The organism is Streptomyces sp. CRN 30 (assembly GCF_034105845.1).
This window is the reverse complement of the sequence record NZ_JAVRHI010000299.1, coordinates 1-19,843: the sequence shown is the minus strand read 5'-3', so window position 1 is coordinate 19,843 and position 19,843 is coordinate 1. Positions and strand designations below refer to the sequence as shown.

The 19,843-nt window shown below is 74.9% G+C and carries 18 protein-coding genes and 1 pseudogene; 10 read left to right on the top strand and 9 right to left on the bottom strand.

Going from position 1 to position 19,843, the window contains the following annotated elements; genetic code table 11:
• The first annotated feature begins 33 nt into the window (after positions 1-33).
• Positions 34-993, top strand: coding sequence for a LysR family transcriptional regulator (locus UW392_RS32270; RefSeq protein ID WP_320778722.1), 960 nt, complete (start codon positions 34-36; stop codon positions 991-993).
• Positions 994-1,062: 69 nt separating this feature from the next.
• On the opposite strand, the gene UW392_RS32265 is transcribed toward UW392_RS32270, so the two are convergent.
• The 4 genes from UW392_RS32265 to UW392_RS32250 all read right to left on the bottom strand — a co-directional run bounded on the left by UW392_RS32265 (position 1,063) and on the right by UW392_RS32250 (position 5,380).
• On the bottom strand, positions 1,063-1,728 hold the full coding sequence (locus UW392_RS32265) for an aspartate/glutamate racemase family protein (protein WP_320778721.1): 666 nt from the start codon (positions 1,726-1,728) through the stop codon (positions 1,063-1,065).
• A gap of 42 nt (positions 1,729-1,770) precedes the next feature.
• The gene (locus UW392_RS32260; protein WP_320778720.1) at positions 1,771-2,493 is read right to left on the bottom strand and encodes an AroM family protein; all 723 of its coding nucleotides are present in this window, start codon (positions 2,491-2,493) and stop codon (positions 1,771-1,773) included.
• Between the two features lie 92 nt (positions 2,494-2,585).
• Positions 2,586-4,271 carry an OPT family oligopeptide transporter gene (locus UW392_RS32255; RefSeq protein ID WP_414496726.1) on the bottom strand — a complete coding sequence of 562 codons (1,686 nt, stop codon included), beginning with the start codon at positions 4,269-4,271 and terminating at the stop codon, positions 2,586-2,588.
• A 137-nt stretch (positions 4,272-4,408) separates the two neighbouring features.
• Positions 4,409-5,380 (bottom strand): DUF1177 domain-containing protein, encoded by a 972-nt coding sequence (locus UW392_RS32250; RefSeq protein WP_320778719.1) that lies wholly within the window; start codon positions 5,378-5,380, stop codon positions 4,409-4,411.
• Between the two features lie 103 nt (positions 5,381-5,483).
• Here UW392_RS32250 and UW392_RS32245 point away from each other — a divergent pair, with 103 nt between their 5' ends.
• The gene (locus tag UW392_RS32245; protein ID WP_320778718.1) at positions 5,484-6,350 is read left to right on the top strand and encodes an IclR family transcriptional regulator; all 867 of its coding nucleotides are present in this window, start codon (positions 5,484-5,486) and stop codon (positions 6,348-6,350) included.
• Positions 6,347-7,072 carry a dipeptidase PepE gene (gene pepE / locus UW392_RS32240; protein WP_320778717.1) on the top strand — a complete coding sequence of 242 codons (726 nt, stop codon included), beginning with the start codon at positions 6,347-6,349 and terminating at the stop codon, positions 7,070-7,072. The genes UW392_RS32245 and pepE overlap by 4 nt, the downstream gene beginning before the upstream one ends.
• On the opposite strand, the gene UW392_RS32235 is transcribed toward pepE, so the two are convergent.
• Positions 7,041-7,778 (bottom strand): gamma-glutamyl-gamma-aminobutyrate hydrolase family protein, encoded by a 738-nt coding sequence (locus UW392_RS32235; protein ID WP_320778716.1) that lies wholly within the window; start codon positions 7,776-7,778, stop codon positions 7,041-7,043. The genes pepE and UW392_RS32235 overlap by 32 nt on opposite strands.
• A gap of 92 nt (positions 7,779-7,870) precedes the next feature.
• Entirely contained in the window at positions 7,871-8,617 is a 747-nt protein-coding gene (locus tag UW392_RS32230) for a FadR/GntR family transcriptional regulator (protein ID WP_320778715.1), read from the bottom strand.
• A gap of 82 nt (positions 8,618-8,699) precedes the next feature.
• Here UW392_RS32230 and UW392_RS32225 point away from each other — a divergent pair, with 82 nt between their 5' ends.
• From UW392_RS32225 to UW392_RS32215, 3 genes are read left to right on the top strand one after another with little or no spacing between them, the layout of a single operon-like run.
• Positions 8,700-10,061, top strand: a complete 1,362-nt coding sequence (locus tag UW392_RS32225) for a glutamine synthetase family protein (RefSeq protein ID WP_320778714.1) — start codon at positions 8,700-8,702, stop codon at positions 10,059-10,061.
• An 8-nt stretch (positions 10,062-10,069) separates the two neighbouring features.
• Positions 10,070-11,476, top strand: a complete 1,407-nt coding sequence (locus UW392_RS32220) for an aldehyde dehydrogenase family protein (RefSeq protein WP_320778713.1) — start codon at positions 10,070-10,072, stop codon at positions 11,474-11,476.
• Entirely contained in the window at positions 11,473-12,255 is a 783-nt protein-coding gene (locus UW392_RS32215) for a 3-oxoacyl-ACP reductase (protein WP_320778712.1), read from the top strand. Before UW392_RS32220 ends, UW392_RS32215 begins: the two co-directional genes overlap by 4 nt.
• A gap of 46 nt (positions 12,256-12,301) precedes the next feature.
• On the opposite strand, the gene UW392_RS32210 is transcribed toward UW392_RS32215, so the two are convergent.
• On the bottom strand, positions 12,302-13,504 hold the full coding sequence (locus UW392_RS32210) for an amino acid deaminase/aldolase (protein WP_320778711.1): 1,203 nt from the start codon (positions 13,502-13,504) through the stop codon (positions 12,302-12,304).
• Positions 13,505-15,108: 1,604 nt separating this feature from the next.
• Here UW392_RS32210 and UW392_RS32205 point away from each other — a divergent pair.
• Entirely contained in the window at positions 15,109-15,921 is an 813-nt protein-coding gene (locus UW392_RS32205) for a hypothetical protein (protein ID WP_320778710.1), read from the top strand.
• A complete protein-coding gene (gene mycP / locus UW392_RS32200) occupies positions 15,918-17,099 on the top strand; it encodes a type VII secretion-associated serine protease mycosin (RefSeq protein WP_320778709.1) in 1,182 nt (393 codons plus the stop codon). Before UW392_RS32205 ends, mycP begins: the two co-directional genes overlap by 4 nt.
• On the opposite strand, the gene UW392_RS32195 is transcribed toward mycP, so the two are convergent.
• Entirely contained in the window at positions 17,084-18,067 is a 984-nt protein-coding gene (locus tag UW392_RS32195; RefSeq protein ID WP_320778708.1) for a serine hydrolase, read from the bottom strand. The genes mycP and UW392_RS32195 overlap by 16 nt on opposite strands.
• Positions 18,068-18,195: 128 nt before the next feature.
• Between UW392_RS32195 and UW392_RS32190 the strand changes: the two genes are divergently transcribed.
• The gene (locus tag UW392_RS32190; RefSeq protein ID WP_320778707.1) at positions 18,196-18,924 is read left to right on the top strand and encodes an SseB family protein; all 729 of its coding nucleotides are present in this window, start codon (positions 18,196-18,198) and stop codon (positions 18,922-18,924) included.
• A 23-nt stretch (positions 18,925-18,947) separates the two neighbouring features.
• On the opposite strand, the gene UW392_RS32185 is transcribed toward UW392_RS32190, so the two are convergent.
• Entirely contained in the window at positions 18,948-19,313 is a 366-nt protein-coding gene (locus tag UW392_RS32185; RefSeq protein WP_320778706.1) for a DUF1844 domain-containing protein, read from the bottom strand.
• A gap of 338 nt (positions 19,314-19,651) precedes the next feature.
• Between UW392_RS32185 and UW392_RS32180 the strand changes: the two are divergent.
• A pseudogene (locus UW392_RS32180) lies at positions 19,652-19,843 on the top strand (translation initiation factor IF-3); the annotation flags it as partial.

The window sequence follows — 19,843 nt, the reverse complement described above, 5'->3', positions numbered from 1 at the left end:
GAGCACGGTCCTATGAGGACATAAACTGGACTTATGAGCAGGGTGGAGCAGCGGGGTGCCGGGGAGCCGGGCGACGAGGACGCGACCGGTCGGACGTATCCGCCGGGGCTGGCGCACCGGGTGCCCGACCTGGGCGCCCTGGAACTGCTCCTTGCGGTGGCCCGGCTGGGCAGCCTCGGCGGGGCCGCCCGCGAACTGGGCATCAGCCAGCCGGCGGCCAGCAGCCGGGTCCGGTCGATGGAACGCCAGCTGGGCGTCGCCCTGGTGGACCGGTCGCCGCGCGGCTCCCGGCTCACCGACGCCGGGGCGCTCGTCACCGACTGGGCGCGGCGGATCGTGGAGGCGGCCGAGGCGTTCGACGCGGGGGCGCAGGCGCTGCGGGACCGGCGGGACTCGCGGCTGCGGGTGGCCGCGAGCATGACCATCGCGGAGTACCTGCTGCCCGGCTGGCTGGTCGCGCTGCGCGCGCAGCGGCCGGACACCGCCGTCTCCCTGCTCGCCGGGAACTCCTCGTCGGTGGCGCGGCGGCTGCTCGCCGACGAGGCCGACCTGGGGTTCGTGGAGGGGCTGAGCGTGCCCGCCGGCCTCGACTCGGCGGTCATCGCCCACGACCGGCTGATCGTGGTGACGGCCCCCGGACACGCCTGGGCCAAGCGGCGGCGGCCGCTCGCCGCGCGGGAGCTGGCGGTGACGCCGCTCATCCTGCGGGAGAAGGGGTCGGGGACCCGGCAGGTGCTCGACGCGGCGCTGGGCGGGCTGGCCCGCCCCCTCATCGAGCTGTCCTCGACCACGGCGGTGAAGGCCGCGGCGGTCGGCGGTGCCGGGCCCGCGGTCCTCAGTGAGCTGGCCCTCGGCGAGGAACTGGCGCTGCGGCGCCTGGTCCGCGTTCCGGTCGAGGACGTCTCCCTCGCGCGGGAACTGCGGGCGGTCTGGCCGACCGGGCACCGGCCGACCGGGCCTGCCCGGCAGTTGCTGTCGCTGACCCGGGGGTGAGCGGGGATCGCGTGTGCGGGTTGACTGTGGCTGGTCGCGCCGTTCCCCGCGCCCCTTTCAGGGGCGTTCTCAGCTGCGTACGTATGACGTGACCAGTCCCGCCGCCAGGATCGCGTCGACCACCGGGACGCCCAGGTCGGCCTCCAGGCGGGGGCGGATGCCGATGGACGTCAGGCCCGTGCAGGCCAGAAGGAGCGTGTCGGCGCCTCCGGCGACGAGGCCGGCCGCCGCCGCGACGGCGGCCTCCGTGCCCTCGGCGGTGCGCAGGTCGCGGGTGCCGTGCACGCCCTCGGGACGGGCCGCCCCGGCCATCCGGTCGCCGAGCAGCGCGGCGACGGCGGGCGGTGCCTCGTCCCGGATGCCGAGGACGCCGACGCGCCGGCCGAGCCCCAGGGCGACCGCCGCCGCGGCCGAACCCGCGCCGACGACCGGGACGCGCAGCGCGGCACGGGTCTCCTCGACCGCCGGGTCCGCGGCGCAGCTGATGATCACCGATCCGACGCCCTCGGCCGCCAGCTCGGCGGCGAGCGCCACGATCTTCGGCTCGGCGAGCCGGTGGGTGGCGTCGTCGTGGATGCCGTCCGGCTGGCCGGGGATGCAGCGGGACACGGCAGGGAAGCCGAACCGCTCGGTCAGCAGCCGCCCGTGGTCCTCGACGACGGCCGGATCGTCGCTGGTCAGAACCCGGACGATGCCGACGGGGCGGGCGGACTGCCGTGAAGTACGCGAGGACATGGGGGCTCCGGGTTCTTGGCGAAGGGCGGTGGGGGGAGGGGGTCAGCCGTGTGCGGCGACGGTCTCCGCCGCGGCGCGTACGGCGAGGGAGCGGGCGAGCAGCACCGGGCGGCCCGCGGTCCCGGCGGCGGCGCGGCGCATCTCCTCCGTGTAGCCGATGCAGTCCAGCACCAGCCAGGCGGCACCGCCGTCGGCGAGTTCCCGGGCCGCCGCCGCGACCCGGTCGAGCGCCTCGTCGCGCGGCGCGTACGGGTCGGCCCCGGCGGCGCTCACCCGGCCGGGCAGCAGCCGCGTCCAGCGGCCGGCGACGTCGTCCCGCTGGTCCTGGCGCGGGCAGACCAGTCCGACAGGCGCGGCGCCGACCAGCGCGGCGACCCCGTGCTGGACCAGCGGTTCGGCGTGCAGCAACGGCCGTCCGGAGCGCACCGCGGGGAAGTGCCCGGTGCACAGCAGCAGCGTCGCGACGGCCCCGTCCCGTTCCGCGCGGGCGACCGCCCGCTCCAGCCGGGGCACCAGCGCGCCGTGCCCGAGGAGCACCGAACCGCCGTCGCGCAGCCGGGAGACGAGCGGCGCCTCACCCGGCTCCGGCGCCAGCCGCCGCCGTACGGCCCTGTCGTCGGCGCCGCCGAACTCCTCCTCGTCCAGCGCCCCGTGCTCGACCAGCCGCAGGCCGGGCAGCAACGGTTCGGCGTCCGGGCGCAGGTCGGAACGGGGGGCCTGGCCGATGGTCACCAGGCCCAGCGCGGGAAGTCCTACGGTGTTCATGCTCGTGCCTCTCGTGCCTCTCGTGCGTTTCGTGCGTTTCGTGCGTTTCGGAAGGGGGGCGATCGGAGCGTCTTCGTCAGCCGGCCCAGCGGTCAGAGCGCCTTCGTCAGCTGGCCCACGTCGTTCAGCGAACTGCCCGCGACGAGTCCGGCGCCGACCAGCGACAGGTCGTTGTCGGCCTCCTCGTCCGACCGGCGCCGCTCGGCCGCGTCCTTCGTGCCGCGCCGCCGCCACAGCACGTAGGCGCGGCGTACGGCGAGACCGCCCAGCACCATCCAGCCCGCCTGCGGGGTCGCCACCAGCAGACCCGTGGCGAGCAGCACGCCCATCTGCCGGGAGGAGCCGCCGATCAGCTGGACCAGCGCGCCCGGGATCGCCCAGAGCAGCAGGGTGCGCATGGTGTCGGGGTCGAGGCCGGTCTTGATCGTGGCGACGTACACCTCCGAGACCGGGGGCACCTTGCCGTCGGTGAAGAACGTGTGCCAGGCCAGCGCGACGACGACGAGGGCCACGCCGAACCCGATGAGCTGGGCGATGTACTGCTGGCGGCGGCCGTCCAGTTCGAACGGCTGCCACGGCACGGCGTCCCGGCGCAGCAGCCACCCGGCCTTGAAGTCGTAGCCGAGGTCGGCGAAGGCCGGTCCGGTGGACGCGGTGTACCCGACGAGCAGCGCCAGCGGCACCGTCGGCACGTGCAGGAACAGTCCGACGATCAGCACGATCAGGGTGACGGCGAAGGCCGGGAACCAGCCCGAGTGCATCGCCGCCAGACCCACGATCAGCTGGTGCGACACGGCGGCGACCCCGGCCAGCGCCACCCAGCCGACCAGCCCCGGCAGCGACATCCCGCCGGCGATCCCGCCGACCAGGGCGACCACCAGCGCGCCCACCAGGAACAGGACCATCCCCTCCAGCAGGCCCCGGCGCAGCCGCGTCGCGCCCACGGTCGGCCCCGGGACGCCCCCGTCCCCGGCCGGCGCGGTGCCGCCGCCCTTCGTACGGCCCTTGCGCATCAGCGCGATCGCCTGCCCGAGCGCGACCAGTCCGGCGCCGATCATCAGCCCGTGCGGGACGTGCGCGGCGGACAGGTCGACGTCGAGGACGGTAGGGGCGTACTGGGCGACCAGCAGCCCGATGCCGAACATCAGCAGCGCCCAGATGTTGCCGAGGAAGGCGACACCGGCCGCGCTCGTCGGCAGCTTCAGCGCCGCGCCGATCACTCCGACGAGGGCGCTGACACCGAGCACCGCCGCCTTGCGGCCCCCGGAGTCGCCGGCCTTGATGGTCTCGGCGGCGGCGATGCCGGCGGGCCAGGAGTTGGACGCGGGCAGCAGCCGTGAGTCGAACACCCGGTACAGCACCCAGCTGTCCACCGCCAGGCCGATGACCGCGCCGCCGAGCATCGGCCAGACCAGGTCGGTGCGGCCCAGCGCGAAGGGCACCGCGATCGGCGTCATCAGGGAGTTGGCGGCGGCGAAGGTGGAGCCGGAGACGGCGGACTGCACCAGGTTCTGCCGGTGCGGTGAGCGCATGCCGGTCAGCAGTCGCAGCGGGATGCGGCCGATCACCATGGCGACCAGGGCGCCGATCACCGCGGTGTTCGGCGAGATGCCGAGCGAGGTGATGAGCACGACGCCGATCAGCGCGCCGAGGACCGACAGCACCACGGTCAGGACGGCGGTGACGGGCTCCAGGGCACGGGGGTGCCGGGGCGGTGCGGCGGCGGGGCCGGGCGCGGCGCTCGGGGCCGGTGGGCCGGGCGGGGCGGTGGAACGCACGGGGACTCCTGGGCGGGGGAGGGGAGCGGGCGGTTCCGTTCACACGGGGACGTTCACGGAGCCGACGGGGGAGCCGACGGGGGGGTCGAGGGGGAGGGGGGCGAGGGGGAGATGAGGGGGAGCCGGGGCGAAGAGGGTCAGGGCGCCGTGCCCTGGAGCCGCGTCATCGGGCCGTACAGCTCCACGAGCCGGGCGAACTCCGCCGGGTCGAGGAACCGCGCCCCGCCGCGTCCGAACTCCTTCGCCGTCTCCAGCGCGAAGCGCGCGGCGGCGGCGATGTCCGTCTCGTGGCTCGCGCCGGTCGCGCAGCCCGCGACAGCCGACCCGGCGGTGATGGCGAGGCCGACGACCGGCGCGTCGGTGGCGACGGCGGGCTGGAGCAGGGAGTTGATGTGGTGCACGCCGTTGCCGTACGGCGTGATGTCCTGCGTCGTCACCGGCAGCACCCTGGCCTGCTCCCCGGTGACCGTCTCCAGGACGGACAGCAGGTCCTCGCTGACCCGCAGGATCCAGCCCTGGCAGATCGTCGGGGAGAGCGCGATGCCGCGGTGGCTGAGCAGCCGGTTGCCCTTGGTGGTGTCGATGGACACGACCGCGTCCATCGCCTCGGAGACCTCCTCGCGGTTGCACACCGCGATGTCGACGGGGGAGTCCATGAACGGCACCGGGTCGTGCGGCCGGGTCGGCGCCCAGCCGCAGACATGGGTGGAGACGATCACGTCGCCGTCGAGGACGTCCCCGCGGGCGTGCATGTCCAGCAGCTTCGCGGCGGCGGCCAGGGCGGCGACGGCACCGTCGGCGTCGGAGACCAGCCCGATCCGCTCCGGCCGCGCCCCTACCCCGCCGAGCCGCCCGAGGACACCGAGCGTCGGCGCGTCACCGCCGGACAGCCGGCCCGCGCGGCCCGGCACGGTCACCGCGACGAAGTCGGTGCTGCCCTTGTCGCCGGTGACGGTGCGCACCTCGATCACCGGCTCGGGGCCCGTCGCCTCACCGCCGGTCTCCTTCACGGCGGCGGCGTGGACGGCGCGCAGATGGGCGGCGAGGAGTTCGCCGCCGGTCTGCGGACGGTCGAGGAGTTCGATGACATCGAGGACGTGCTTGAGCAAGGGATGCGCCTTTCCTGAGGGCCGGGCGGGACCCTCAGAGTTTCTCCGCAGTGCGCTGAGCGCAATTGTTTCCCGTTATTCGAGAAGCGTTACAGTGCACGTCATGTCCGACAACCCGTCCGTAACGCCGCCGGGGCCGCCGACGTCCTCGGGGCCGCCGACGTCCCCGGGGCAGCCCGCCCCACGTCCGCCGCTCCAGACCGCAGACCGGCTGTTGAGCCTGCTCCAGTCCTTCGACCGGGACCGCCCCGAGTGGGGCGTCTCGGACGTGGCCCGGGAGTTCGGCCTGGACAAGTCGGTGGCGCAGCGCCTGCTCGCGGCGCTCGCCTACCGCGGATTCCTGGTCTCCGACCCGCAGACCCGCCGCTACCGCCTCGGCCCGGCCGTCTGGCACCTCGCGCGTGGCTGGGAGCGCGACGGCGGCCTCGCGACACTGGTCATGCCGGCCCTGCAACGGCTCGCCGCCGAGACCGGGGCCAGCGCGCTCTTCGCGGTGCCGGACGGCATCCACATGCGGTGCGTCGCGGCGGCCGACGGCGTCCACGGACCGCTCCGGGTGCACGGTCTGACCGGCGAGCTGTACCCGGCGCACGCCGGGGCGACCTCCCGCGCCTACTTCGGCATGCTGCCGCCCGACGACCGCGCCGCGCTGCTCTACAGCCGGCCCATGGCCAGCTTCAGCGAGCGGACCCTGACCGACCCCGCCGCCCTGGAGGAGCGGTTCGCCGAGGTCAGACGGTCCGGATACGCGTACTCGGAGGGAGAGTACGATCCCGAGACCGCCGCGCTCGCCGCATCCGTCGCCGTCGGCCGCCGTGCCGTCGGCACGCTCTCCGTGGTCGGTTCCCTGGACGCCCTGCGCCCCCGCCACCAGGAGCTGGTCGCGCCGCTGCTGCGGAGCGCCACGGAGATCGGCCGGCTGCTGACCCCGCGCCGGCCCCGCCCCCACCTGCCCGAGAGGACCACATGAACCTGCTGCTGCTCTCCAACTCCACCGCCCCCGGCCGCCGTTACCTCGACCACGCCCTGGACGAGATACGCGACGTCCTCGGTGCCGCGCGCGAGCTGCTCTTCGTGCCGTACGCCGGTGCCGACCACGACCGCTACACCGCGCAGGTGGCCGCCGCGCTGAAGCCGCTCGGCGTCGGGGTGACCGGGGTGCACACCGCCGCCGACCCGGCGCGCGCGGTGCGGGAGGCCGACGCGGTGTTCACCGGCGGCGGGAACAGCTTCCGGCTGCTGAAGGCGCTGCACGCGCACGGCCTGGTGACCGCCGTACGGGAACGGGTCGCCGCCGGTGCCCCCTACCTCGGTTCCAGCGCGGGCACCAACATGGCCTGCCCGACGCTGCGCACCACCAATGACATGCCGATCGTGCAGCCGCCGAGCTTCGAGTCGTTCGGCCTGCTGCCGTTCCAGATCAACCCGCACTACCAGGACGCGCCGGCGGACCGTACGCACATGGGCGAGACCCGCGCCGAGCGGCTCACCGAGTTCCTCCAGGAGAACGACGTGCCGGTGGTGGCGCTGCGCGAGGGCACCTGGCTGCGCCGGGACGGCGACCGGCTGGCCCTCGGCGGCACCGAGGCCGGAGGTGTCCTCTTCCGGCGCGGCGCGGAGCCGCGGGAACTGTCCACCGGCCACGATCTGAGCGCCCTGCTCACCGAGCCGGTCCGCTTCGACCACCGCTGACCCGGGCGGCGGCCGGCTCCGGCCGCGCCGCCTCCACCAGCGCCCGCATCACCCGCACGTCCTCGCCCATCTCGGGATGCCACTGCACCCCGAGCACCCACCCGTCGGCGGACGGCAGTTCGAGCGCCTCCACCGTGCCGTCGGCCGCGTGCGCCGAGGGCATGAGGCCCGTGCCGAGCCGGTCCACCGCCTGGTGGTGGTAGGTCGGGACGAACGTGGCCTCCGGGACGACACCTGCGTACCGCGTGCCCGGCACCGGCTCGACCCGGTGGCCGCCGAACACGCCCACCACCTCGGCGTGTCCGTCGAGGTGCTGGACGAGGGTGCCGCCGAGGGCGACGTTCAGCAGCTGCATCCCGCGGCAGATGCCCAGCAGCGGCAGCCGGGCGGCCAGCGCCGCCTCGATCAGCGCCAGTTCCCAGGTGTCCCGGGCGCGGGCGGGCGGGCCGGTGCGCGGATGCGGCTCGGCACCGTAGCGGACGGGTTCCACGTCGGGGCCGCCCGCGATCACCAGGCCGTCGAGCCGGGCCACGGCCGCGGCGGCGTGCTCCGGGACGTCCGGCGGCAGCATCGCGGCCAGCCCGCCGGCCTGCTGCACCAGCCGCGGGTACCCGGCCGGCAGCAGCGCCGCCTCCAGCTCCCACACCCCCCAGCGGGCGGCGCCCTCCAGATACGTACTGACACCGATCAGCGGCCTGTCCGTCATCGGTTCTCCCCTCAACGGCCCTCGACGGCCTTGACGGCCCTCAATGGAGCCCACCCGTACCTTTACCGAAGGAAGGGGGCCGGGCAAACCGCTCAGGACAGGAACCCGCGCAGCAGCGCCGCCGTGCCCGCGCAGTGCTCCCGCATCGCCTCGCGCGCACCGTCCGCGTCCCCGTCGAGCACCGCCTGGACCAGCGCGGTGTGCTGGCGCTGCGAGTGCTCCAGGTTGCGCACGAGCAGCGGGATGCAGTCCAGCAGCCCGTTCACCCGGGCCCGTACGGCCGCGTACTGCGCGGTCAGGGACGGCGACCCGCTCAGCTCCGCGAGGGTCAGATGCAGCATCGTGTCCCGCCGCCGGTAGTCGGCCAGCGGCGCGTCGTGGGTCCGGGCCAGCGCCTCCCGCAGCCGCTCCGCCCGCTCCCCGGCCAGCCCGTGCCCGGCGCACAGGCCCGCCGCGCCGGTCTCCAGCACCTCCCGGAAACGCAGTACGTCCTCGATGTCCACGCCCGCGACCCGGCGCCGCAGCTCGGCGGCGCCGTCGGCGCCGCCGTCGCGATCCGCCCGCGCCAGCACGAACGTCCCGCCGTACCGCCCCCGCCGGGACTCCACCAGACCCTCGTCCTGGAGCACCTTCAGCACCTCGCGCAGCGTCACCCGGCTGATCCCGAGCCGCTCGGCCAGCCCCCGCTCGGCCGGCAGCCGCCCGCCCGCCGGGACCAGGCCCAGCCGCAGGACCTGGAGGATCTGCTCCAGCGCCTCCTCGAAGCCGTTGCCCGTACGGACCGGCCGCAGCACCGGCGCGAGCCGGTCCGCCACCGCACCCCCGGATCCCTCCGCCATGCGGCCGTGCCCCCTTCCCAAGCAATGGTCCTGCGCAATACCTTATGGCTCCCGGCCCGACGAGGAAGCCCGAGGAGCCCCCGTGGCAGACCGCACGCCCCCGCTCGGTGTCGAGGAACTGCACGCACTCGTCGCCGGCGGCGAGATCGACACCGTCGTCCTGGCCTTCCCGGACATGCAGGGGCGGCTCCAGGGCAAGCGGTTCGCGGCGCGCTTCTTCCTCGACGAGGTACTGCACCACGGCACCGAGGGCTGCAACTACCTCCTCGCCGTCGACGCCGAGATGAACACCGTCGACGGCTACGCCATGTCCTCCTGGGACCGCGGCTACGGGGACTTCGCGCTCCACCCCGACCTCGCCACCCTGCGCCGCATCCCCTGGCACGAGGGCACGGCGTACGTCACCGCCGACCTCGCCTGGGCGGACGGCTCCCCGGTGGTGGCCGCGCCCCGCCAGATCCTCCGCCGCCAACTGGACCGCCTCGCGGAGCACGGCCACACCGCTCGGGCCGGCACCGAGCTGGAGTTCATCGTCTTCAAGGACACCTACGAACGGGCCTGGGACGTCAACTACCGCGGGCTGACCCCGGCCAACCAGTACAACGTCGACTACTCCGTCCTCGGCACCGGCCGCGTCGAACCCCTGCTGCGCCGCATCCGCAACGAGATGGCCGCCGCCGGTCTCACCCCCGAGTCCGCCAAGGGCGAGTGCAACCCCGGCCAGCACGAGATCGCCTTCCGCTACGACGAGGCCCTCACCACCTGCGACCAGCACGCCCTCTACAAGACCGGGGCCAAGGAGATCGCCGCCCAGGAGGGCGTCTCCCTCACCTTCATGGCCAAGTACGACGAGCGCGAGGGCAACTCCTGCCACATCCACCTCTCCCTCGCCGGCCCCGACGGCCGCCCGGCCATGGCCGGACCCGACGGGGAGATGTCCCCGCTCATGCGGCACTTCCTCGCCGGACAGCTCGCCGCGCTCCGTGACTTCTCGCTCCTCTACGCCCCGAACATCAACTCCTACAAGCGGTTCCAGCCGGGCTCCTTCGCCCCGACCGCCGTCGCCTGGGGCCACGACAACCGCACCTGCGCGCTGCGCGTCGTCGGCCACGGCCCGTCCCTGCGCTTCGAGAACCGCCTCCCCGGCGGCGACGTCAACCCCTACCTCGCCGTCGCCGGCATGGTCGCTGCCGGCCTGTACGGCGTCGAGCGGGAGCTGGAACTGCCCGACCCCTGCGCGGGCAACGCCTACACCGCCGACTACGACCACGTCCCGACGACCCTGCGCGAGGCCGCCGACGTCTGGGCGGAGAGCCCCCTCGCCGAGGCCGCCTTCGGCCCCGAGGTCGTCGCCCACTACCGCAACATGGCGCGGGTCGAACTGGACGCCTTCGACGCCGCGGTCACCGACTGGGAACTGCGCCGCTCCTTCGAACGCATGTGAGGCACCCGTTGTCCGACCAGCACGAGCCGCACGAAGCGCACGACCCGCACCGACTGCGGGTGCTCAACCCCGCCACCGAGGAGACCGTCGCCACGGTCCCGGCCGCCTCGGCCGCCGACGTCGACACCGCCGTCGTACGGGCCGTCCGCGCCCAGGAGCGCTGGGCCGCCCTCGCCCCCGGCGACCGCGCCCGGCTGCTGCGCCGCTTCGCCACCGCCGTCGACGGCCACCTGGAGGAACTGGCCCGCCTGGAGGTCCGCGAGGCCGGGCACACCCTCGCCGGCGCCCGCTGGGAGGCCGGCAACGTCCGTGACCTGCTCGACTACGCGGCCGGGGGAGTGGAGCGGCTCACCGGCCGCCAGATCCCGGTCCCCGGCGGCCTCGACGTCACGATCCTCGAACCGCTCGGCGTCGTCGGCGTCATCGCCCCCTGGAACTTCCCGATGCCGATCGCGGCCTGGGGCACCGCCCCGGCCCTCGCCGCAGGCAACGCCGTCGTCCTCAAACCCGCCGAGACCACCCCGCTCACCGCGCTGCGCCTCGCCGAACTGGCCCTCGACGCCGGTCTCCCCGAGCACCTCTTCCAGGTGCTGCCCGGCCACGGCCCGGTCGCCGGACACGCCCTCGTCGAGCACCCGGACGTCGCGAAGATCGTCTTCACCGGGTCGACGGCCGTCGGCAAGGCGGTCCTGGCCCGCGGCGCCGCCCGCCTCAAGCGCGTCACCCTCGAACTCGGCGGCAAGAGCCCCAACATCGTCTTCGCCGACGCGGACGTGGAGGCGGCTGCGGCCGCCGCCCCCATGTCCTTCCTCGACAACGCGGGCCAGGACTGCTGCGCCCGCACCCGCATCCTCGTCCAGCGCGCCGTGTACGACCGTTTCCTGGACCTCCTCGCCCCCGCGATCGAGGCGGTCGTCGTCGGCGACCCGGCCGACGAACGCACCGAGATGGGCCCGCTGATCTCCGCCGCCCAGCGGGACCGCGTCCGCTCCTACGTCCCCGAGGACGCCGCCGCCCTGCGCGGCAAGGCACCCGAGGGCCCCGGCTTCTGGTACCCGCCGACCGTCCTCACCGGCGTCGACCCCCACGCGCGCGTGGCCGTCGAGGAGGTCTTCGGCCCCGTCGCCGTACTCCTCCCCTTCGAGGACGAGGCGGAGGCCGTGGCCCTCGCCAACGCCACCGACTACGGGCTCGCCGGCTCCGTCTGGACCCGGGACGTGGGCCGCGCCCTGCGCGTCACCTCCGCCGTCCGCGCCGGGAACCTCTCCGTCAACTCGCACTCCAGCGTCCGCTACTGGACCCCGTTCGGCGGCTTCAAACAGTCCGGGATCGGCCGCGAACTCGGCCCCGACGCCCTCACCGCCTTCACCGAGACCAAGAACGTCTTCCTCAGCACGGAGGGTCCCGCACAGTGACCGACACCCCAGTCTGCCGCCGCCTGGTCGGCCGCACCGCCGTCGTCACCGGAGCCGGCAGCGGCATCGGCCTCGCCACCGCCCGGCGGCTCGCCGCGGAGGGCGCCCACGTCGTGTGCGCCGACGTCGACGAGACCCGCGGCAAGGCCGCGGCCGAGGAGACCGGCGGCCTCTTCGTACGGACCGACGTCACCGACCCCGAGCAGGTCGAGGCGTTGTTCCGCACGGCGTACGACACCTACGGCAGCGTCGACGTGGCCTTCAACAACGCCGGGATCTCGCCGCCCGACGACGACTCCATCCTGGAGACCGGCCTGGAGGCGTGGAAGCGGGTCCAGGAGGTCAACCTGACCTCCGTCTACCTGTGCTGCAAGGCCGCCATCCCCTATATGCGGCGCCAGGGCAAGGGCTCCGTCATCAACACGGCGTCGTTCGTGGCGCGGATGGGCGCGGCGACGTCGCAGATCTCCTACACCGCCTCCAAGGGCGGGGTGCTGGCCATGTCCCGCGAACTGGGCGTGCAGTTCGCGAGGGAGGGCATCCGGGTCAACGCGCTCTGCCCCGGCCCGGTGAACACCCCGCTGCTCCGGGAACTGTTCGCCAAGGACCCCGAGCGCGCGGCGCGCCGCCTCGTCCACATCCCCGTCGGCCGGTTCGCCGAGGCGGAGGAGATCGCCGCCGCGGTGGCCTTCCTCGCCAGCGACGACTCGTCCTTCGTCAACGCCACGGACTTCCTGGTGGACGGCGGAATCTCGGGGGCGTACGTCACACCCCTGTGAGCCGGTCCTGTGAGCCGGTCCTGTGAGCCGGCCCTGTGAGCCGGTCCTACAGGAAGGTGCGCCCCTCACCCCGGTACGTGGGGACGGTCGCCGTCACCGCGTCCCCCTCCACCAGGTGCAGTTCGTCGAACCGCTCGCACAGCTCCCCGGCCTTGGCGTGCCGGAACCACACCTTGTCGCCGATGAGGAGGTCGTCGGCCGGGGAGCCGAGCAGCGGCGTCTGCACCTCGCCGGCGCCCTCCTGGGAGTCGTAGCGCAGCCCCTCGGGCAGGTACGGCTCCGGCAGCCGGTCGGCACCGGCCGCGCCGGAGGCCGGGTAGCCCCCGCCGAGCACGGTCACGACCCCCAGCCCCGGCCGCCGTACGACGGGCTGGGCGAAGAGGGCCGCCGGACGGCCCCGGAACGACGTGTAGTTGTCGAACAGCCGCGGTACGTACAGCCCCGACCCGGCGGCGACCTCCGTGACCGCGTCCTCCGCGACCGTGTGCTGCACGCTGCCCGTGCCGCCGCCGTTGACGAACTCCAGGTCCGGTACGACGGCCCGCACCGCCGCCACCACGGCGGCGCGCCGCTCGGCCAGTTCCCGGCGGGCGGCGGCCTGCATCAGCCGTACCGCGCGTGAGCGCAGCGGACGCCCGGCGACGGCGTCGCCGACCCCGGCGACATGACCCTCGTACGCCATGATCCCCACGACCCGGAACCCGGGCCGCCCGGCCACGGCCCGCGCGAGGTCGGCGACCTCGGCGGGGGAGTGCAGCGGCGAGCGCCTGGCGCCGACCCGCACCCGGCCGCCGAACAGCCGCAGCGAGGTGTCCAACTCCAGGCACACGCGGACGACTTCGCGTCCTCCGTCGCGCGCGGCGTCGATGAGCGCGAGCTGAGCGGGGTCGTCGATCATCACGGTGACCGCCGAGGCGAGCTTGGGGTCGGCGGTCAGTTCGGCATAACCGGCGCGGTCCGCGGAAGGGTAGGCCAGCAGCACGTCCTCGAACCCCGAACGCGCCAGCCACAGCGACTCGGCCAGCGTGTACGACATGACGCCCTCGAACCCGTCCCGGGCGAGGACGCGTTCGAGCAGCGCACGGCAGCGTACGGACTTGCTGGCGACGCGCACCGGCTTGCCGGCGGCCCGGCGCACCAGGTCGTCCGCGTTGGTGTCGAACGCCGCCAGGTCCACGATCGCCAGCGGGGCGTCGAGGTGTGCGGTGGCCCGGTCGTAACGGGCCCGGTCGGCGGGGCGCGCGGTCATGGAGGCAGCCTGCCAGACGGGATCGGCGCAGGGTAGGGGGACGATCCGGGCCAATGCCGCGGGCGCGCGGACTGGTTCCCCGCGGTAGGTCATCACGCCGTAGAGTGACGCGCACGCATGTCGGAGGCGGCCGGGCACGGGATGACGCTCCGGCCGTGCGGGTATGCGCCCGGGGACGGCACCGTCCGCGCCGGGCGGCCGGCGGCAGGACACACCCGCGGACGAGGAAGGCCCGGGTACGAGGAAACGGGGGGTGCATGAGCACGGAAGCGCGACATGCCTCCGTTCCCCCGCACCCTCCGACGACACCGGCACCCGCCGCCGGGCGGTCGACCCCGTTGCCGCCGGAGCGGTCCCCGGCCGTCGGGGAGAGCCCTGGAGCCGTCCCGCCGGTCCCCCGCTCGGCACCGCTCCCGCCGGAACAGACCCCGGACCGCTCCGGGTCCGTACCGCCCCGTTCCACCCCACTGCCGCCCGCCCGCACGGGCTCCGCGACGGTCCCCGGCCCCACGAACGACACACCGCCCCGCCCGTCTGAGCCGCCGGCCCCTCGGCAAGTGCCGCCCCGCCCGTCTGAGCCGCCGGCCCCCCGATCCGCACCACCGCGTACGACCGGAGCACCGTCCGCCCGATCGATGCCGCCACGGCCGACCGGAACGCCGACCGACCGGGCGGTGTCCCCCCGCCCGACCGGAGCACCGTCCGACCGGGCCGTGCCGCCACGACCGACCGGTGCTCCCGACCCGCGGGCCGTGTCGTCGCGTCCCGCCGACGCGTCGGCCCCCCGGGCCGAATCCCCGCATGCCGTCGCCGCCGACCCCGACGGCACGCCGCCTCCTCCTCCGCCGTCTTCGGCCCGGTTCCCGGACGCGCCGCCGAGGGTGGGCCGGGAGGCCCACGGCGGGCCGCGCCCCCCGGCGCGGGCGTCGTCAGCGACCGGTACGCCCGCGGAGCAGGCCGGGGCCCGCCGCCCCGGTACCTCGACGAACCCGTCCGTGCCGTCCCGCCCCGGAAACTTGGCGCAGCCGTCCACACCGTCCCGCCCCGGCACCTCGACGGCCCCGCCCGTGCCGTCCCGCGCCGGAAACTCGGTGCAGCCGTCCGGGTCGGCCCGTCCCGGTACTTCCGCGGACTCGTCCGCGCCGTCCCGCCCCGGTACCTCCGCGGGGAGCCCCTCGGCGACCCCGCGCACGGCACCGCCGTCGCACCCCGGTGCGCCCGCCGAGACCTCCGCCGAGACGACCAGGCGTCTCCGTCCCGTCCCACCCGAGCCCGAACCCGGGCGCCACCCGGGCATCCCGGCATCCGCCCGGCCCCCGTCCGCCGCCTCGGGCGGACCCACCGCATCCCGCGCCGGCGGCATGCCCCCTCACCCCACCGAGCCCCCCGCCGAAACGACTCGCCGCCTCCGACCCGTGCCCCCCGGCCCAACCGCGGCCGCTCCCTTCGTTCACGGCTCTGCCGCTACCGGTTCTTTCGCCTCCGGGACCGGTTCCTTCGGCTCCGAGACCGGTCCCTTCGTTTCCGAGACCGGTCCCTTCGCGCCCGCGGCCGCCCCCGACTGGGCGACCGCCCCCGCCTCCGGCGGCCGCCGGAGGCCCTACGTGTCGTTCGGGGAGCCCGAGGGGTACGACGAGCGGACGCGGTCGCGGCCGTTCGGGCGGCGCGTGCGGTCGCAGGTGGTCGCCGCCGCCGTCTGCCTCGTCCTCGGCCTCGGCCTCCTCACCGGCGCCGTCACCGGCGCCTGGCTCGCCGACGACCCCGGGGACGGCGGCGCGCAGGGCACCTTCGACGCCGCCGCCGACCTCTGGCACACCGCCCCCGTCGACGACCTGTTCCCGCCCACCGTGCGGGGACAGGGCGCCGGCCCCGGCGGCGCCGACCGCACCTGGACCCGCGTCGCGGTCGCCCCCGACAGCGGCTGCGCCAAGGCCTTCGACCCGCTCCTGCGCAAGGCCCTCGCCCCCGTCGGCTGCGCCCGCCTCCTCCGCGCCACCTACACGGACGCCACCCGCAGCAGCGTCACCACCGTCGGCCTCCTCTTCACCAAGGCCGACGCCGCCGGGATGACCTCCCTGGCCGACCGGTTCGACAAGGAGGGCCTGGACAGCCGTAGCGACCTGATGCCGCTGCCCTACGCCGCGAAGGACACCGTCGCCGCCGGCTTCGGCGCCCGGCAGCGCGCCTCCTGGACCGTCTCCGTCCTCACCGACGCCCCGGTCGTCGTCTACGCCGTCTCCGGCTGGGCCGACGGCCGCGAGGTCGACGCCCCGCAGCCCGCCGGGCAGGCGATGGCCGCGGGCGCCACCACGCCCCCCGCCGAGGCGGGCCTCGGCCACGAGGCCAAGGGCCTCGCCGACCGCGTCGAACGCCGCCTGCGCAAGAACGTCGGACCCGCCACGGAGCAGCCCTCGTGACGTACGCCCTCCCGCGCCGCCGCACCGCGGCCCTCGGCCTCCTCCTCGCCGCCTCCCTGGCCCTCGTCCCCGCCACCTCCGCCCACGCCGACGGCATACGGGCCAAGCAGTGGGCCCTGGACGCCCTCCACCTCGACGAGGCCTGGCGCACCACCAAGGGCGCCGGCATCACCGTCGCCGTCCTGGACACCGGCGTCGAGGCCGACCATCCCGACCTCGCCGGCAACGTCCTCGCCGGCCAGGACCTCGTCGGTTTCGGCGCCGCGGAGGGCGACGAGTCCTGGGCCGAGCACGGCACCGCCATGGCCGGGATCGTCGCCGGTCACGGACACGGCACCGGCAACGGCGACGGCGTCATGGGCGTCGCCCCCGAGGCGAAGGTGCTGCCCGTCCGCGTCATCCTGGAGGACGACGACCCCGCCCGCGCCAAGGCCCGCAAGACCCGCGGCGGCGCCCTCGCCGAGGGCATCCGCTGGGCCGCCGACCACGGCGCCGACGTCATCAACCTCTCCCTCGGCGACGACTCCTCCTCCGCCCACCCCGAACGCGCCGAGGACGAGGCGATCCAGTACGCCCTGCGGAAGAACGTCGTCGTGGTCGCCTCCGCGGGCAACGGCGGCGAGAAGGGCGACCACCTCTCCTACCCGGCCGCCTACCCGGGTGTCATCGCCGCGACCGCCGTCGACCGCTACGGCACGCGCGCCTCGTTCTCCACCCGCCGCTGGTACGCCACGGTCAGCGCCCCCGGCGACGACGTGATCATCGCCGCCCCCGACCACCAGTACTACGAGGGCTGGGGCACCAGCGCCGCCGCCGCCTTCGTCTCCGGCTCCGTCGCCCTGGTCCGCGCGGCCCGCCCCGGCCTCACCCCGGCCCAGGTCAAGTCCCTCCTGGAGGACACCGCCGACAACCCGCCCGCCGACGGCCGCGACGACTCCCGCGGGTACGGCTTCATCGACCCCGTCGCCGCGATCGAGGCCGCGGGACGGCTGGACGTGGAGGACCCGGAACCGGCCGCGTACGGCAAGGAGTACTTCGGCTCCGGACCCGACGAGGAGTCCTCGGCCGGCGCCACCTCGGCCTGGGCGGCCCCACTGGCCGGCGGCGCGGGCGGCGTCCTGATCGTCGCGGCCGTCGTCCTGTGGCGGGGCCGGCGCGAACGCTACGACGACTTCTGAGCGGCGGGGGAGCCGGAAGCCACTGCCACCGCGGCTTCCGTGTCGTCGGAGAACACCGACACCGCCGCCCTGGCCGCCGCCTCCACCAGCGAGACGCCGTCCGCCTTGGCCGCGTTGCCCCGCGACACCACGGCCACCAGGTACGTACGGCCGTCGGCCGTCACCCGCCCGATGCTGTTGATCACCCACAGACCGGTCGTGCTCCGCGGCAGCCAGCCGTTCTTCAGCGCCGCCGACGACCCCGCGGCCGAGACACCCCAGTCCTGCCCGTCCGCTATCCGCTCCATCAGCCCCACCAGGTACGTCCGCGAGTCCTCGCTCAGCTCCGAGGTGTCCGTGCCGTCGGTGGGGAACACCTGCCGCAACAGCGTCAGCTGGTCGGCGGCCGTGGTCCGGGTCAGCCCCCACAGCTCGCCGTCGCCGCCCTCGGTCCGCGTGAGCCCGAAGCGCGCGTTGGCGGTGTCGAGGCCGTCGGCCCGCCCGATCGCCTTCCACAGGGCCGTCGTGGCGGCGTTGTCGCTCTGCTCGATCATGGCGGTGGCGTACGTCCGCTCCTGCGCGGTCAGGGAACGCCCCGCGTCCTGGCTCTGCAGCAGCAGCGTAGCCAGTACGTCGACCTTGACGATGCTCGCGGTGTCGAAGGCCGCGTCACCGTAGGAGGCGCTCTCGCCGCCGTCGGTGTCCAGCACCGCCACGGAGACCTCCGCGCCGTCCGCCACCGACACGGAGGCCATCGCCTGGGCCAGCAGCGCGTCACGGTCCACGGTCACGGGCTCCTCCGACTCCTGGGCGGCCGGCGTGGTCTCCGCGCTCGCCGCGGCCGGCGCCACGCCGCGGGTGCCCACCGATCCTGTCAGGTACACAGCCCCCGCGCCCGTACCCCCCGCGACGGCGACGGACGCGAGCACGGCGTACAGCCAGGGGAGCCTACGGGCTCGGGCACGGGCGCGGACTCTGTGGGACGGCATGCCGCGATGCTGGCCGCGACGGCTGTGCGGCCTGTTTGACGCACGTTAAATGCCGGTCAGCGTTTCCTGAGAAGACCGTGAGGGACCGGGGCCGGACCGGTGACGGCCCACCGATAGGCTCGTGGACCGTGGCGAACAAGAACATCCCCGACCCCGGCTACTCCGACGACGACGGCTCCGCCGACCCCCGGCTGAGCGCGGCGCTCGCCGCCTGGGCGGAGGACCGCACCGCCCTCGCGCCGGTGCTCGAAGCCCTCAAGGGCGCCCGGCTGCTCGTCCCCGTGGTCGCCGTTCTCGGGGAGGTGGAGGAGGACGAGAACGGGCTGCGGCGGGAGAAGACCAGCGACATGGCCGTGCCCACCCTCAAGGCGGGCGGCCGGACCGCGCTGCCCGCCTTCACCTCCACCGCCTCGCTCGCCCGGTGGGACCCGGGCGCCCGGCCCGTCGCCGTCCCCCTGCACCAGGCGCTGCGGGCCGCCGCCCACGAGAAGGCCGACACGGTCGTCCTGGACCTGGCCGGCCCCGTGCCGTTCGAACTGACCGGCTCCGCGCTGCTCGCGCTGGCCGAGGGCCGCACCACCGCCGACCCGCTGACCGACCCCGCCGTCGTCGAGGCCGTACGCGGCGCCGTGGCCGCCGAGGCCGCCGTGCTCAGCGCCCACCTCGGGCCGGGGACCGCCGACGGCACCCTCGCCCTCGTCCTGGACCCGGCCGCGGCGCCCGCCGAGGCCGCCCGCGCCGTCGCCGAGCGGCTGGCCGCCGACGAGACACTGCGGGCCCGCCTGGTGCGCGGCCTCGACCTGGCACTGCTGCCGGCCGGGGCCACCCCTCCGGGCGAGCCCTTGTACGTACGGTGATCTGAGGACCGCGGGATGCGGGATCAGCCGTAGACCGCGCCCGTGTACTTCTCGCCCGGTCCCTGGCCCGGCTCGTCCGGGACCAGGGACGCCTCGCGGAAGGCGAGCTGGAGCGACTTCAGGCCGTCGCGCAGCGGGGCGGCGTGGAAGGAGCTGATCTCCGTCGCGCTCGCGTCCAGCAGTCCGGCCAGCGCGTGCACCAGCTTGCGGGCCTCGTCCAGGTCCTTGTGGGCGTCGCCGTCCTCCGTCAGACCGAGCTTCACCGCCGCCGCGCTCATCAGATTGACGGCCACCGTCACGATGACCTCGACCGCGGGGACCTCGGCGATGTCACGGGTCATGGCGTCGAAGTCGGCGTCCGCGGGCGTCTCAGCAGGGGTCTCACTCATGCCGCACACGATAGGGCCCCCGGCGGGCCCTCTTGACAGCAGGAGGGGCGGGCGACACCTGGTTAGCGCACGCGTCCGGGAACTGCTAACCTTGTGTAACGACCGGTCGGACATGTATGCCTCACGGCGACGCGACCGACCCACAAGTGGAGGCTTTCGAACTCCCACCTGACCGTCCCCCGGGACGGCGGGTCACCGGTCAGGCGGCCTCCGTTCCCACGGCGGTCGGCCCGAAAGCGCGCCCCGCGACCATCGCGGCGGTGCTCCGGTAGTTCGAGGAGCCCCGCCTGTGATCGTCGTCCGGGGCATTTTTTGTGCGTCGGCGCGGTTAGGTCTATATCGAACAAAGACGTGACGCGGCTGTCCGCCAGACGGTCGCGTGGTGCTACCGAGGAGGATCCATCAGCGCCGAGCCCCGCATCAACGACCGGATTCGCGTTCCCGAGGTGCGACTTGTCGGTCCCAGCGGCGAGCAGGTCGGGATTGTCCCGCTTGCCAAGGCCCTGGAGCTTGCGCAGGAGTACGACCTC

Bases quoted from the DNA above. Each gene is read 5' to 3' on its own strand.
- UW392_RS32270 (WP_320778722.1), top strand. From the start codon at position 34: ATGAGCAGGGTGGAGCAGCGGGGTGCCGGGGAGCCGGGCGACGAGGAC.
- UW392_RS32210 (WP_320778711.1), bottom strand. From the start codon at position 13,504: ATGACCGCGCGCCCCGCCGACCGGGCCCGTTACGACCGGGCCACCGCA.
- pepE (WP_320778717.1), top strand. From the start codon at position 6,347: ATGAACCTGCTGCTGCTCTCCAACTCCACCGCCCCCGGCCGCCGTTAC.
- UW392_RS32195 (WP_320778708.1), bottom strand. From the start codon at position 18,067: ATGCCGTCCCACAGAGTCCGCGCCCGTGCCCGAGCCCGTAGGCTCCCC.
- UW392_RS32245 (WP_320778718.1), top strand. From the start codon at position 5,484: ATGTCCGACAACCCGTCCGTAACGCCGCCGGGGCCGCCGACGTCCTCG.
- UW392_RS32260 (WP_320778720.1), bottom strand. From the start codon at position 2,493: ATGAACACCGTAGGACTTCCCGCGCTGGGCCTGGTGACCATCGGCCAG.
- UW392_RS32185 (WP_320778706.1), bottom strand. From the start codon at position 19,313: ATGAGTGAGACCCCTGCTGAGACGCCCGCGGACGCCGACTTCGACGCC.
- UW392_RS32265 (WP_320778721.1), bottom strand. From the start codon at position 1,728: ATGTCCTCGCGTACTTCACGGCAGTCCGCCCGCCCCGTCGGCATCGTC.
- UW392_RS32235 (WP_320778716.1), bottom strand. From the start codon at position 7,778: ATGACGGACAGGCCGCTGATCGGTGTCAGTACGTATCTGGAGGGCGCC.
- UW392_RS32230 (WP_320778715.1), bottom strand. From the start codon at position 8,617: ATGGCGGAGGGATCCGGGGGTGCGGTGGCGGACCGGCTCGCGCCGGTG.